This is a genomic window from Sphingomonas sp. GC_Shp_5 (genome assembly GCF_026540855.1).
Classification (GTDB): Bacteria; Pseudomonadota; Alphaproteobacteria; order Sphingomonadales; family Sphingomonadaceae; genus Sphingomonas.
Genome location: NZ_JALNUP010000016.1, coordinates 45,498 through 59,736, shown reverse-complemented (window position 1 = coordinate 59,736; position 14,239 = coordinate 45,498). Strand labels below are relative to the sequence as shown.

General features: G+C 63.8%; 16 protein-coding genes and 1 riboswitch. All 16 genes read right to left on the bottom strand.

Annotated features, from left to right (window positions below; genetic code table 11):
• Positions 1 to 322: 322 nt before the first annotated feature.
• On the bottom strand, positions 323 to 475 hold the full coding sequence (locus OXR60_RS13505) for a hypothetical protein (protein WP_267396437.1): 153 nt from the start codon (positions 473 to 475) through the stop codon (positions 323 to 325).
• A 69-nt stretch (positions 476 to 544) separates the two neighbouring features.
• Positions 545 to 811, bottom strand: coding sequence for a hypothetical protein (locus OXR60_RS13500; protein WP_267396436.1), 267 nt, complete (start codon positions 809 to 811; stop codon positions 545 to 547).
• A gap of 72 nt (positions 812 to 883) precedes the next feature.
• Positions 884 to 1,270: a fluoride efflux transporter CrcB gene (gene crcB, locus OXR60_RS13495; RefSeq protein ID WP_267396435.1), complete on the bottom strand. Its 387-nt coding sequence runs from the start codon at positions 1,268 to 1,270 to the stop codon at positions 884 to 886.
• A 3-nt stretch (positions 1,271 to 1,273) separates the two neighbouring features.
• Positions 1,274 to 1,987 (bottom strand): sulfite exporter TauE/SafE family protein, encoded by a 714-nt coding sequence (locus OXR60_RS13490; RefSeq protein ID WP_267396434.1) that lies wholly within the window; start codon positions 1,985 to 1,987, stop codon positions 1,274 to 1,276.
• Positions 1,988 to 1,991: 4 nt separating this feature from the next.
• Positions 1,992 to 2,798 (bottom strand): undecaprenyl-diphosphate phosphatase, encoded by an 807-nt coding sequence (locus OXR60_RS13485; protein WP_267396471.1) that lies wholly within the window; start codon positions 2,796 to 2,798, stop codon positions 1,992 to 1,994.
• Positions 2,799 to 2,803: 5 nt separating this feature from the next.
• A complete protein-coding gene (gene eno / locus OXR60_RS13480) occupies positions 2,804 to 4,105 on the bottom strand; it encodes a phosphopyruvate hydratase (RefSeq protein ID WP_267396433.1) in 1,302 nt (433 codons plus the stop codon).
• Positions 4,106 to 4,119: 14 nt separating this feature from the next.
• Positions 4,120 to 4,743, bottom strand: coding sequence for a 2,3-bisphosphoglycerate-dependent phosphoglycerate mutase (locus OXR60_RS13475; protein ID WP_267396432.1), 624 nt, complete (start codon positions 4,741 to 4,743; stop codon positions 4,120 to 4,122).
• Positions 4,744 to 4,752: 9 nt separating this feature from the next.
• The gene (locus tag OXR60_RS13470) at positions 4,753 to 5,568 is read right to left on the bottom strand and encodes a universal stress protein (protein WP_267396431.1); all 816 of its coding nucleotides are present in this window, start codon (positions 5,566 to 5,568) and stop codon (positions 4,753 to 4,755) included.
• A 160-nt stretch (positions 5,569 to 5,728) separates the two neighbouring features.
• Positions 5,729 to 6,307 (bottom strand): histidine phosphatase family protein, encoded by a 579-nt coding sequence (locus tag OXR60_RS13465; protein ID WP_267396430.1) that lies wholly within the window; start codon positions 6,305 to 6,307, stop codon positions 5,729 to 5,731.
• On the bottom strand, positions 6,304 to 8,133 hold the full coding sequence (locus OXR60_RS13460; RefSeq protein WP_267396429.1) for an alkaline phosphatase family protein: 1,830 nt from the start codon (positions 8,131 to 8,133) through the stop codon (positions 6,304 to 6,306). The genes OXR60_RS13465 and OXR60_RS13460 overlap by 4 nt, the downstream gene beginning before the upstream one ends.
• A gap of 49 nt (positions 8,134 to 8,182) precedes the next feature.
• Positions 8,183 to 8,620, bottom strand: a complete 438-nt coding sequence (locus tag OXR60_RS13455) for an EamA family transporter (protein WP_267396428.1) — start codon at positions 8,618 to 8,620, stop codon at positions 8,183 to 8,185.
• An 8-nt stretch (positions 8,621 to 8,628) separates the two neighbouring features.
• On the bottom strand, positions 8,629 to 9,051 hold the full coding sequence (locus OXR60_RS13450) for a DUF190 domain-containing protein (RefSeq protein ID WP_267396427.1): 423 nt from the start codon (positions 9,049 to 9,051) through the stop codon (positions 8,629 to 8,631).
• Positions 9,051 to 10,451, bottom strand: coding sequence for a voltage-gated chloride channel family protein (locus OXR60_RS13445; RefSeq protein ID WP_267396426.1), 1,401 nt, complete (start codon positions 10,449 to 10,451; stop codon positions 9,051 to 9,053). Before OXR60_RS13445 ends, OXR60_RS13450 begins: the two co-directional genes overlap by 1 nt.
• A gap of 23 nt (positions 10,452 to 10,474) precedes the next feature.
• Positions 10,475 to 10,552, bottom strand: a riboswitch (Fluoride riboswitch).
• Between the two features lie 118 nt (positions 10,553 to 10,670).
• Positions 10,671 to 10,871 carry a hypothetical protein gene (locus tag OXR60_RS13440; RefSeq protein WP_267396425.1) on the bottom strand — a complete coding sequence of 67 codons (201 nt, stop codon included), beginning with the start codon at positions 10,869 to 10,871 and terminating at the stop codon, positions 10,671 to 10,673.
• Positions 10,872 to 11,278: 407 nt separating this feature from the next.
• Positions 11,279 to 13,204, bottom strand: a complete 1,926-nt coding sequence (locus OXR60_RS13435) for a type IV secretory system conjugative DNA transfer family protein (protein WP_267396424.1) — start codon at positions 13,202 to 13,204, stop codon at positions 11,279 to 11,281.
• Between the two features lie 12 nt (positions 13,205 to 13,216).
• A complete protein-coding gene (virB11, locus tag OXR60_RS13430; protein ID WP_267396423.1) occupies positions 13,217 to 14,239 on the bottom strand; it encodes a P-type DNA transfer ATPase VirB11 in 1,023 nt (340 codons plus the stop codon).

Here is a 14,239-nt window from a genome sequence, read left to right as displayed (position 1 = left end):
CGAGGCCAAAACGATCGGCGGTCGCCTATCCTTGCAACCGAGTGCGTCCGGTAATCGGTCTTGAACACCATCGTTCCTGAGGTCACTCGGCACCAGCATCAAGCCGACTGGCGAGGAGCCATTGCCACCGGGCAGCTATCGGACACCTCTGTGCGGGTAGGGATCGACCTGACGACGGACTTGTCGAATATCGCGACCACGACACCCCCTCGCGGTGTTTGACCTCGCCCCGACGCGACGGGATAATCGGAGCGGCTACTGTGCAATACCTGCCAATGGCCTGCTGGCTGTTAGCTGTCGACCGCCGAAACCGACTACGGGATCAATCCTCGCGACGTTCGGTCTTGTCCCCTGGCTCCGGCGCTTCTGGAGACGATCGGTCGTCTTTACGCTTCTCCGAGGCGACCATTTCGCCAACTTCGACCATCTCCGCGGTTTCCTGCGTGGTCGGCTCATCCTTGTCGGTCTCGGCCATATGCGTCTCCTCTGAAGCATCAACGCCAAAGGCTCGCTATTCGATGCGAGGAGACGCGCAGGCGTCGGATCAGTCGTCGTCGCGGTCCTGCTTTTCGCGGGAAACGACCTTGAAGTTGCGGTTCAGCTTGATGTCATAGCGGCCGCTACGGCAGCGTGCGTCGTCGACCTCGAAGCCACCATCGTCGCGCTCGATCGAGCGTGGCGCAGTGCAGCCGATCCGCTTCAAGGCGGCAAGCGTCGAGGCACGCTGGCGCGGGGTCACCCGATCGTCGTCAGCGAGGGCGGGGGAAGCGATGGCGACTGCCAGCGCGCCGGCAGCGAGATATTTGAGCATGAAAAAGATGTCCCGATTAAGGTCGATGGAAACTCTAAGTCGAATGCGGCCCGCGCGCCGATCGTTCCGGAATCATCCCCATCTTCGGGTGATAACAAGAGCAATCGCCAGAACGACGACCGAAAGAACAAGACTTGCCAACACATAGCCGATCGCGGCGCCGATCTCGCCGCGCTCCCATAATGTCACGGCATCGAGCGAGAAGGTCGACCAGGTCGTGAAACCCCCGATGAGTCCAGTCGTCACGAACAGGCGCAACTCCGCATTTTCGATGCTCTTGGCGGCAAACAGGCCGATCATCATGCCCATCAGCGCCGAGCCGACCACGTTGATGGCCAAGGTCCCCCAAGGGAATGTTGGCCCCATCAGACGGAGTGCCACGATGCCGACGCCGTGGCGCAGCATGCCGCCGACGCCGGAGCCGAGGAACACGACCAAAAAGCCAAGCCAGATCGGCATCGTTCACCCCGTCACTATCATCTGGACTGCCGTCACCGCGAGCAGAGCGGCGACCAACATTTGGAAACGGTGCGCGGGAAGGCGCTCGATGACACGCTTGCCGACCCACGTTCCAGCGATCATCGCCGCGCTCATACCTGCGGCCAGCGGCCAGAAGTCGGCGTCGAGCGAGATGGCGCTTTCGTAGACGATCCATTTGACCATGTGCATGGCCACTGCGGTCGTTGCCTCACTCGCGACATAAGCGAGCGGCGGAAGATTGAGCGACAGGAAAACCGCCGCCCCCAGGAGCCCGGCGCTTCCGACGAGTCCGGACAAAAGACCAACGACTGCGCCCCCGATCAACAGGAGGCGCGGCGATGGCGTGAAGGTCAACCCGCGGAGCTTCAAGACGACGAAGATCAGGATCGCTACCCCCAAGCCCCGCACCATCAGCCCTTTGGGTAGCGCCGTGAACCACCACGCGCCGAGTGCTGCTGCGGGCAAGGCCGGCGCCAGGAACAGGAGGACGGGTCGCCAGCGGATCGCGCGCCATCCGAAGGCAACCCGTGAAAGATTGCCGACGAGTTGCGCGATGGTCAGCAGCGGGACGGCCGAGGTCACACCCACGACGTGGGTGAGCAGCGGTAACAGCAGCAACGCGCCCCCGAAACCGGCAGAACCCGAGACGACCGCTGCGACGAAAGAACCCGCCAAGAGTGCAAGGTAGGCGATCATCGGCTCATCGCGCCGATACCAGCAAGCCTGCGACTGCGAGGCCGAAGACGATCCGATACCAGCCGAACGGCTCGAAACCGTGGCGGCCGACATAGCGGACCAACCATTTCACGACAGCCATCGCGACGAGAAACGATACGAGCAAGCCGACGCCGATCGCCATCGCATCGTCGCTCGAGATCACCTCGCGATTCTTGTAGAGATCGAGCGTGGCGGCACCGAACATCGTCGGGATGGCTAGAAAGAAGGAGAACTCGGTCGCGGTTTTTCGGTCGATGCCCAGCGCGACCCCGCCCATGATCGTCGCGCCCGATCGCGACACGCCTGGAACAAGCGAGAGGAGCTGACATAGGCCAATCTGGAACGCACGCGCGGACGACAGATGCTCCACGTCGGCCGTCTCGACCGACCGGCGTTTCGTCCATCGTTCAATGGCGATGATCGCGATCCCGCCGAGGACGAGGCTGACCACGACCACATAGGGCGAGAACAGCACGCGCTTGATGAAGTCATGCGCCAACCCGCCGACCACGACCGAGGGGAGGAAGGCGACCAGCACGTTTCTCGAGAAGCGGCGGGCATCGGCATCGGACGACAGGCCGGAGACGACCGACCAGAGCCGCGCGCGGTACAACCAGCAGATCGCAAGGATCGCACCGACCTGAATGACGACATCGATGATCCCGGCTTGCCGCCCTTCGTAGCCGATCAGCCGTTCGGTCAAAATGAGATGGCCGGTAGAGGAAACCGGGATGAACTCGGTCAATCCCTCGACGATGCCGAGGACGATCGGAGCGATCAGCGAGGGTATATCCGTCACGCCCGGGGCTTCAGTCGCGACACGAAGGGATTGGTGAAGCGCGCTTTGGCGCCGAGCTCGGCTTCGATCTCGATCAACCGGTTGTATTTCGCCAACCGCTCACCCCGGCAGGGTGCGCCGGATTTGATTTGCCCGGCGCCGACCGCAACCGCGAGATCGGCGATAAAGGCGTCCGTGGTCTCACCCGATCGGTGCGACACCATCGTTCTCCATCCCGCAGCGTGGCAGATGCTGACCGCCTCGATCGTCTCCGTGACGGTGCCGATCTGATTGGGTTTGATGAGGGCTGCGTTCGCAGCCTTTCGAGCGATGCCTTCCCGGATGATCCGGGGATTGGTAACCAGGAGATCGTCGCCGACGATCTGGATCCGGCTACCCTGGCTTGCGGTCTGGTCGATGAACCCTTGCCAGTCTTCCTCACCGAACCCGTCCTCGATCGATACGATCGGATATGCGTCGATCCAGCGCCCATAGAGCAAGAGCAAATCTGCGCGGTCGAGCAGGCCCGTGCCCGACCGCGCCAGATCGTATCGCTCCCCATCCGAGAAAGAAGATGCCGCTGGATCGAGCGCGATGGCGATGTCCGTGCCCGGTCGATAACCCGCAGCTTCGATCGCATCGACGATCAACTCGCAGGCGGCCTCGTTGCTTTTGAGGTTAGGGGCAAATCCGCCTTCGTCGCCGACTGCCGTCTTGAGGCCGCGACCATGGAGGAGGTCGCGCAATGCGGCATAGGTTTCCGCACCATAGCGCATCGCTTCGGCGAAGCTGGAGGCTCCCACCGGAACGATCATGAATTCCTGAAAGTCGAGGCTGCTATCGGCATGCTTGCCACCATTCAGGACGTTCATGCACGGCATCGGAAGGAGGTGATCGGTCGTACCGGCCAGCGTCTCGTAAAGCGGCCGCCCGAGCACCGATGATGCGGCGCGCGCAACCGCCATCGAAACACCCAGAATCGCATTGCCGCCAAGCCGCGCCTTGTTCGGCGTGGCATCGCGTTCGATCATCACCCGGTCGATGTCCGGCTGCGCGCAGACATCCATTCCGATGATCGCGCTGCCGATCTCGCCTTCGACGTTCTGCAGGGCTTGCCGAACACCCTTTCCGGCGAAACGATCGGGGTTGTTGTCGCGGAGCTCGACCGCCTCATGTGCGCCTGTCGACGCACCCGACGGCACCGATGCCGATGCTGTGATGCCGTTGTCCAAGGTCACGGTGACGGACAAAGTCGGATAGCCTCGGGAGTCGAGGATCTCGAGGGCACGGAGGCCGGTGATGTGGCTGCTGGCCGGCATGGTCGGAGTCCTTGTCACTGAAGGATGGCGCGATCGATGATCGCGGTCGTGGAACTAAAATCGTAGAGGATCGCGCCTCCGGTCGGGATATCGAGGGTCTCGACCCGGGCGGCGTCTAGGCCGTCGAGCGCCATGACCAGCGCCCGCAACGCGTTGCCGTGGGAGACGACGAGTGTCGTGCCGCCACTCATCACGGCAGGCAGCATCGTTCGAACGTAATAGGCGAGCACGCGCGCGGCGGTGTCGCGCAGGCTCTCGCCGTGTGGCGGTGCAGCCGCATAGGAGCGTCGCCATTGAAGGACTTGGTCTTCACCGTAGCGATCCGACGCCTCGGTCTTGTTGAGACCGGTGAGCGCACCGTAATCGCGCTCGTTGAGCGACCGGTCTGCCGTGATAGGGACATCTGGTGCGCCCATCACGGCAGTGACGATAGCCGTCGTGTCCGCGCAACGCCGAAGGGTAGAGCGGAAAATCCGTGCCGGCCGAATGCCCTGCGCGATCAGGCGGTGTGCGATCGCCTCGGCCTGACGGTGCCCCAGAGGCGTTAGAGCCGGATCCGCAGAACCGGTAAATCGGTTGGCTGCGTTGGCTTCGCTTTCGCCGTGCCGGACGAGGACCAGACGCGCGTGCGGGAGCATCGTCACCCCTCAGTGCGCCATCAGCAGAGGTATATCGGCAGCGGCGAGGATGTGGCGCGTTGTGCCGCCCATGAACCACTCGATGATCTGGTTGTGCCGATAGGCGCCGGTTACGAGAAGCTCCGCGCCGATCGCCTTCGCCTCGGCGACGAGCTGGGCACCCAGATTGTCGCTAGAGCGCGGGACCACATGCAATTCGTGACCAACACAGATTTCGTCGAGCAAGGCTTCCAAGCCCAGCGCCGGATCGGTTTCTTCGCCGATGCGGATTGCCGTGACACGCCTGGCGACACGAAGCCACGGGGCGGCCTCCTCAATGGCGTGGCGCGCTGTGTCACTGTCGCTGAGCCCGACGGCCATGTGCTCGAAGCCGGTTTGCGCGCCGGCTCTCCACCCAGCCGGGACGATGAGGACGGGCTTGTCGGTCGAAAAAATTGCGGCGTGCAGGGCGTCGCCGCCGTCCATCGTCTGCTCGCGCGCGATGACGATCAGCGCATCGACATTTGCGGCCTCCTGTTTGACCGTCGCTTCTTCGGTGCCGACGATCGAGCGCCAGGCGACCTCGGGTGTGTCGTCGCTGGCACCTGCGGTCCAGGCAACGAAGGCGGCCCGCGCCGCATCCGCACGCTCTTGGGCTGTCCCCTCGTCGCGCACGCGTAGGCGTTGAAAGTCGATCTCCTCGCTCGCAACCGCGATCTGCTCGGGATCGACGACGACATTGAGCGCCTCGATCGATGGCTCGCCAAGAGATCTGGCGGCGAGAACCGCCGCATCGAGGCAGGCGGCAGCGCTGTCGGCACCGACAATCACGGCAAGCAGTTTCATGGCATCGTCTCCCGGGCGGGGGTGAAGGCGTGTGTGAAGTTTCCGGATTGCTGGGCACCGGATCGTTTGAACCCTTGCGACGGCGCAGGGTGGCTCTTCCCCGCCCATCCCATCCAGGCACCCTGTTTTGGGTATTCGAGGTATCGCGTCACGGTGCGCATCATGACTGGTTCCACGACCGAACGACCGGCTCGTCGCTATCATGCTCGTACCCGAGGACGCTGATGCTGGCCGTATCGAGCAGGAAATAGGCAGCGGCCCCGACAGGTAAGCCGAGCCAACGCGCTGCCAGCACACGGAGAATATGAGCACTCGAGAAGATCAGGACATCGGCGTTGCGCCCACGCAGCGATGCGATAACGCGATCGGCTCGGGCGGCGACCGCCTCCGGGGTCTCTCCTTGCGGGCAGCCATCGCGGAACAGCTTCCAGTCCGGACGATCGGCGAGGATCTCCTTCGTGGTTCGTCCCTCGTAGGCGCCGTAATCCCATTCCACGAGATCGTCGGCGGGCACCAGGCGGTTTGCGAAACCGGCCAATTCCCCGGTGCGGCGCGCCCGTATCGAAGGGCTCGACCAGACGGCAGCAAAGTCCAGATCGGGCAGACGTTCGGCTATTCGTTGCGCCGCGGCTTCGCCTGCCTCGGTCAGCGGGATGTCACTTCGTCCGGTATGCTGCCGCAAAACGCTCCACGCGGTTTCACCGTGACGGACGAGCCAAATCTGTGGGAGCCGGTTCATCGCCGCATCGCCTTTTCACCCGATGGGAAGGAAGCTGTTCCGATACCTAGCGTCCGATCGGGGAAGCCGCCGGCATCGAGATAGCGGATGCCGCCCAGCTGCTGATATTGCAGGACGGTCACGAGGCCGTTGGCAGCAGGCTGCGAGCGCTCTTCGCGACCCTCGTAGCGCGGGACCGTTCCTCCCGGCATCGCCTCACGCAGTACCCGGCCGGTGAGATGGCCGCGCGGGGTGGGGGTGAGGTTGAGCAACGCCATCATGGTGCGGCCCACGTCGACATTGCTGACCGGTGCCGGATCGACAAAGCCGCGCTTGAAATCCGGCCCGGTCGCTGCGGTAAAGTTCAACGTGTCACCGCGGCCGAAGCTGCCGTGCATGCCCTGACCCTGCTGGAGGGTCGTATCGGAGACCTCGATCTGGCAGTTCGTCGCAATCGCGCAACCGATGCTGGCGGATCGGAAGTTGACGACGATCGACGGCACCGGCGGCAGTGCCGCGCCCTTCAGATTGATCGCGGAAAGCGGCAGTGTTCCGGCGATCGCTCCCAAGCGGTCATCGACGAAGATGCCGCTGACATAGTCCTGATCCAGCAGTGCGGAAACGACCCGCGCCGCGAGGGCAGGATCGCGAGTCGGTAGATAGAGGAGGTCAGACCCGCCATTTGCCGCCACCACTATGTCAGGTCTCGTCGCATCGGCGCCGAGCAGCGCGTTGCCGCGACTCGGATGCTTGCCGTCCGCCACCCGCGTGTTGCCCGCTTCCGGATCGAAGACGGGCATGTTCAAGGCGGACGCTAGGTCGAGCGCGAGGAAGCCGGGCGGCAGGAAACCTTCGGGAACATCTGCATACTGCCCGCGTGCTGCGGAGCTGGTGCGGCTTTGTTTGGAGATCGTCGAGAAGCCGTGATCCGACGTGACGATGATATCGGTCGTCTCCGCAAGGCCCAGACGATCGAGTGCCGCGCGCAGCTTCGCCAGATCGTCGTCGACGTTGCGGATCGCCGCGAAGGTCGTGGGACCGTTGATGCCCGGCGTCAGCCGATTGAGGCTGTCGCCCTGATTGTGCTGCGTGCCATCGGGATCGCGCGACCAGAACACCATGGCGAACGGCCGGTGCTGCTTTCGGAAGGCCGGCAAAGCAACTTGGGTCGCGACGTCGATGAAATAGTCCTGCTGCGCGCGATTGGCACTCGTCGTTCCGGGGGTTCGGGCATCCCCGGACCGTCCGTTACTGCCGCGGTCGGGTGCTTGCAGCGCGAGCCCTGCCTGCGTGAGGCGAGCGGCGACGTCAGCAGACAGCGGAATCCCGCCAGGACGCCCGGTTGAATCGTCGATGATGAGTGTGGTGGCTCCGTCGCGTGCACGATGATCCTGGATCAATGCGGGACCGAGCTTGCCGATCGCGGCCGTGCCGTACCCTGCATGCCGCGCCGCTTCGAGAACGGTGGTCTCGTTGAGGTAATTGCCGCCGAAATGCTCATCGACCTCGCCCAGAACAGCGTCGTTCTCGAGGAAGGGCGTCACGCTGCCGGCGGCTGCCGCAATCGGCGCACGGGTCCATATCGTGTTGCTGAAGTCTCCGGTGTCGCCGAGCTGGTGACCGGTTGCGAGCGCCGACGCATTGGCGGTGGTGAACGTCGGGAAGACCGAGTGGCTGTTGGGAAAATAGGTGCCGGTGTCCCGCAATTGCGCGAGCGTCGGTGCGCTTTGGGGGGTGACGATCTTGCCTCGCAGGCCATCGATCACGACAAGAATGACATTGTGGGGCGCCGGGTGGCGCTTCGGCGTGCGCGCCTGAACCGCAGGCGAGGCGGTGAGAACCAGCATCGCAGAGAGTGTCGCAAGGAGGCGCATTGATGGGCTCCGGGTTCGAGGTTCAGGCAAGGGCGACGAGCACGGCTCCGGCGCCGATCAAGACGATCCCAAGCCAGCCGCGGGTGGAAAGATGCTCCCCGAGAAACGCCACGCCGAGCACCGCGACGAGGACGACGCTCAGCTTGTCGATCGGTGCGACGCGGGCGGCATCGCCGATCTTCAAGGCGCGGAAATAGCAAAGCCAGGAGGCACCCGTCGCAAGACCCGACAGGGCAAGGAACAGCCAGCTTCGCGGACTGATCGCATCGAGCGGCTGGAACTTGCCCGTGACCGCGAGAAGGACGGTGAGCACGGCAACGATCACCAGCGTCCGAAAGAGCGTGGCCAGATCGGAGTCGATCCCTTCGACGCCGATCTTGGCGAAAATCGCCGTCATCGCGGCGAAGCCGGCAGAGCCCAATGCCCAGAAAAGCCAGGACGCTGAAGCGGCGCCTTCCATCCTCGTGCTCACTCCGGCTCTGCCGCGAGGATCGCGGGCGCTGCATCTTCGTGACGGATACCGCTAGGGCCGATGCTCCAGTGTTCGAGATGCTTGTAGACAATGACCTTGCCGCCAAGGATCTCGCCATGTGCTTCGCAGAAGCGTTCCAGTTCGTGGCGCTGACCGATCAACTCGACGCACATGGTCAGGTGCGGATCAGCAATTTCGGAACCGTTCTCGCGCACCGGACCGTGGTTGCTGTAGCCGTAGTGCGTGTTGTGAGCGACCGCGTTCATGATGCCGTCGCGCTTCGCTTGCGCAACCAACTCGCGGTAGAGCGGCTTGCGCGACCAGAAACTGCGCGATCCGGTCGCGATCTTGTCGGATGGCTTCAGATAAATGCGGATCATGCCGATCTCGCTCGGCGTGACCTTATGCTGTTGAGGCATCAGTCGTGCTCCTTGGTGATGACAGGGGTCGGGGATGGACGGGGGCCGCGCCGTGACGCGCGAGCGTCGCGCAGGGTCGCAGCCCCGGTATGGGCGCGAGACACGCGCTTCGGCACCGCGATCCGCTGCGACAGGTAGATGCCGTTATGGCCCGAGCAGATGTAGGCGATGAAACAGGCAACCGCGATCGGGACGGCGTGGGCCGCTCCGAACAGTTCGATCCCCATGATCGTGCAGGCGAGCGGCGTATTGGCCGCGCCAGCGAACACCGCAACGAAGCCCAGTCCCGCAAATAGGTCGAGCGGCGCACCGAGCAGCCAACCGAGCGCATTACCGAGCGCTGCGCCGATGAAAAATAGTGGCGTCACCTCGCCGCCCTTGAAGCCCGCGCTGAGCGTCACGACCGTGAACAGCATCTTCAGCGCCCAGCTCCACCGATCGGCGGGGCCGGTGAAAAAGCCGGCGATCGTGGGATCACCGGGAATGGCCGACCACACGCCCAGGCCGAGATACGCGCGTGTACCGACGATCCAGACCAGCGCGATGACCAGAACGCCACCCAGCGCTGCGCGCGCGGGGCCGTAGGGAATACGGCGCTTCAGTAATCCGCCGAAGGCGTGATTGGCTTCCGCGAACATCAGCCCGGCGAGACCGAACGCAACGCCGGCGATCGCCGCCTTTAAGAGCAACAGCGGCTCGACGAACAAGGCACCGCTCGCGGACGCCACATAGGTGATGTGGTAAGGCGTATGGTGGATGCCCCAGGCATGACACGCCCAATCGCCGACGAGCGCGGCTAACAGACATGGGATAATACCGCCGTATTCGACACGCCCAAGGGCCAACACCTCGAGAGCGAACACCGCCCCCGCGAGCGGCGTCCCGAAGACCGCCCCGAAGCCAGCCGCGACACCCGCCATAAGCAACACCCGGATGCTGGCAGGATCGAGCCGGAAGAGGCTAGCGACCGCGCTGGCGAGACTGCCGCCAAGCTGTACCGCGGTGCCCTCACGTCCCGCGGAACCACCAAAGAGGTGGGTGGCGATCGTTCCGACGAAGACGAGCGGGGCCATGCGCAGCGGGACGCCGCCTCCAGGCTCGTGTATCTGTTCGACGATGAGGTTGTTGCCCGCTTCGACCGAACGGCCGGTATGGTGATAGAGCCATGCGATTGCTGCTCCGCCCACGGGTAGGAGGTACAGCAGCCAGGGATAGTCGAACCGTGCCTGCGTCGCGGCGTCGAGGCTCCATAGAAAGGCAGCGCAGAGCGTTCCAACCAGCGCCGCCATCGGCACGAGGATCAGCGTCCAGCGCAGCACCGACATGGCATGGTCATGGCGATCGCGGAAAAACGCGGCCACATTGAATTCGTCGTAGAGATTGCGAAACGTCGCGCGCACGATTCCTCCTTGCTGCCTTGCGGCGCCGGGTAGGAATCATCGGCCCTTGCGAGGGCGGTTCGGCCAACGTGACCAGGCGGAAATCCATCGCCTTAAGCTGCTCTATGTCGCCGCGGTGCAGCAACGTCAACCAAAGATGTCGCGCATCAATTTGCTACGCCATGCACGGTCGAAGTGACGCGACCTGGAGATATTTCTAAGTCGCGTACACCCCCGCCACTACTGTTCGACCGCCTTCAGGCCCGATCCCACCCGCACCAGGTTGGTCAAAAACTCAGCGAAAACGCGACCCTCGTCCATGTCCTCGAAGCCTTCCTTGTCTGGATCTTCGATACGGTCCAGCCAGTCCCGAACCCTCATGCGATAGATATGGGCATTTTCTCGCTCCACCAGCGCACTGGCGATCGCTGCCGCCTGCATTGAGTAGCCGTAACCAGGCAGTCCCGAAGGGCACCGAGCGGTTTCCATAGTCATTTCCTTTCTCGAATTGAGCCGAAGGCGATGCGCGCATCGACTTCTGGCCCTCGCCGAGAGCGGGGGTGAATGGGCAAAACCGGGGCCGATCGAGGGGGAGGGGGATCACCCGATCTGCACCAGAGCGCAGCGCCGGGAAGATTGGGGATACCCCCTCGGTCGCCAAGCGGAGCGCTCGCGCGGAGACGGTCTAGCCCTTGCCCAGAGGGGGGCTGCGCCCCCTTCCTTCCGCGCCGACGCATCGGCGCCCACAGAAACGTCGGCAGACAGCCGCCAGCTCGACGTCGAGCGCCTGGTCGTAGCAAAGTGAAGGCCAGACAGAAGCGACCGCGCCCAGCGCGGCCGCCAGCTTGCTACGCGGCTTTGGACTGCTTCACGACGAGGAGGCGATTAAACAGGATGCTGGTGCGCTGCTGAACAGGCGCAGCTCTCGCCGCATCAACCGCACTTTGATTATACGGAGCCGCTGACCGGCGCGGAGTGATGCTCGCGGTTTCGTTTTCGGACTCAGAAGCCGGCGTAGGCGCGGAGGCATCTGTATTCGCTTCCCCGCCGGCTGCAGACGCCTCGATCACGCGGAGACTGTTGGCGGCGATCGCCGGATCGACGCGGATCGGAGGCATTTCCGGCGCCGGGATCTTGGTCCGCTCGGCGAGCTTCTTCTCGGCATAGTAACGGACCTTCTTGCCATAGGTCGCGTACATGCCACGCCGGAAGACGATGAGGTCATTCTCCGGCAGCAGCTCGACCTCCTGCGGCAGCATCAGCGGCCGGCGCTGATCGGAATCGGATGTGGAGCCGCCACCACCACCCCACGTCCCCATCGAGCGCGAGCGCGCGCGGAACGTGTAGCTCCCGAGCTGGTCGGAAATCTTCTTGGCCTCCGCCAGCCCGGCCGGCCGGAGGACGAGGCGCACCGCGCAGTTTCGTTCGATGTCGGCCGCCACCTTGTCGCCATAGACGCCCTGGATCTGCTCGAGCGACTGGAACGCCGGCAACATACGCAGCCCGTAGCCAGCGACGTAGCTGAAGGCGTTCGCCAGCACAGTGCATTTGCCGAGGCTGGCAAACTCGTCGAGCGCAAGAAGAACCTTGATCTGGTGCTTGTCGCCCTTTGGCAGCTCGCGCACGTTGCGGTCGATGAGCTGCTGGAACAGGAGACCATAGATCGGCGCGACCCGGTCCAGATCGTCCGGCGACACGCCGAGATAGAGCGAGATCCGCTTGTCGCGGAAATCGCTCAGATCGAAATCGCTCTCCGACGTGGCGGCGTCTACATAGGGGTTTAGCCAGCCGTTGATCTTCGACGTGACGGACTGGCGCAGGCCGGAGAACGTGTTTGCGGACGATCCGGTATAATCCTTGATCGCCGAAACGCACCCTTCCGACAGGGGCTTACCGGCCTTCTTGCGGTCGGCGATGATCTTCGGGAACCGGCGCTGGGCATCACCGGCCGCAAACTGGCGATAAACCTCGCCAAGCGTGAAGGGGAGCGCGTCCTCGCCATCATCGACGGTCGCCGCGATATAGGCCGCGATGCCGAGGAACGCCGTTCGCGCGCCTTCGGCCCAGAACTTCTCGCCGGTCAGAGGATCGGGATAGAGCATCGCTGCGATCTTCTGCAGCTCGTTGATGACCTCAACGGGATCGCGCCGGTTGATGTAGCTGAGTGGGTTCCAGCGCACGGTCCGACCGGTTGAATCGAGCGGGTTGAAGAGCAGGACCTGCTGGCCGAGCACCTTCAGCCGATACCCGGCCGTGTTGTCGTAATTCTCCTGTTTGATGTCCAGAACGACGAGGGAATCGGGCCAGTCGAGCAAGTTGGGGATGATGACGCCTACGCCCTTACCGGCGCGGGTCGGCGCCTCGAGCATGACATGCTCGGGTCCGCCAAAGCGCATGACCTTACCCCCGAACTTCCCCAGGACGATGCCGGCAGGCGCCAGCATCTTGCCCCTGCGGACTTCGCCCACACGCGCAAAGCGCGCTTCGCCGTGGAGCTTCTGCCGCTGGAACAGCGTCGAGACGATGGTGATGACGGTCAGGACCAGGCCGATCCCGAACCCAACCATGAAGGGCTTATAGACGATCGGGTAGCCCTTCATCGCCCAGAGGGCGGCCGGCACCTTGCGCCACGGGGTATGGACGCTGAGGAGGTGCGAACTCCACAGCACCGCGATCGCGCCGACGCCCGCGCTCACCGCTAGGCCGATCAGGGCCAGGAACACGATAGCGCCCGGCTGCGATCCCTCGTCGCTACGAACCCACTTACCGCTCATAGTGGCATCCTCTCAGTCGTTCGGCTTGCTCGCTGGATCGAACCAGACTTCCGTCATGCGATAGCGGGCTGGCCGTCCGTCGCCGGGCGGCAGGCGGTGCATCTGCACGACAATATCGACCAGCGAACGCAGCAACGCGCGTATGTCGTGACGGTCGAGGTCGTTGCCGCCTTCCGATTCCTTGACCAGCAGCGTGAGCTGCTCGAGCGCGCCCTCGGCCGTGTTGGCGTGAACCGTCGTGATCGACCCGGGATGGCCGCTGTTGACGTTGCGCAGGTAGAAAAAGGCCGTGCCGTCGCGCAGCTCCTGAAGGAGGATGCGATCGGGCCGCATACGCAGTGCCGACTCCAGCAATTCCTTCGCACCGGCCTTCTGGAGGCTCTTTCCGTCCTTGGCGTACATCATGTGGACGTGATTGCGCTGGGGCACGACGAGCTCGCGCGTGTCCTCGATCGTGAGGATCCGCTCATAGTCCGGGATCAGCTTGATGAGCCCCTTGGAGAAGCTCGTCTTGCCCGACCCTGTGGCGCCCGAGATCAGGATGTTCTTGCGAGCCTCGACGGCGAGCTTGAAGAACGCTTTCCAGTGGCCGGCATCGCGATACCTCAGCAACTCCCCATCGACGTCCGCGTGCAGGCCATGCGCGCGAACCTCGCTGAAGAGGCCGGCGCGCTCGAAATCGTCGATGTTCATCGTCACGCCTGACGCTTTGCGGATCGTGATCGAGATGAAGCCTTGCTCGACGGCCGGGGGCACCACGACCTGCGCGCGCTCGCCACCCGGCAGGACCGACGAACAGATCGGATATTCCGAGTTGATGTCCTGCTTGGTCAGACCCGCGATCAGCTTCGCCAGCGTCATGAGCGCGGCGTTGTCCAACGCCGGCTCCTCGTGCCACTCCCACCCCTCACGGGTCTCGAGGCCGATCATACCTGGCCCATTGATAACCAGCTCAGTCACGTCGTCGCGTTCGAGGTGCCGCTGGATCGGCGCCGCATTATGCTCGTAGATCAGCGACGTGACATTGGAAGCCAT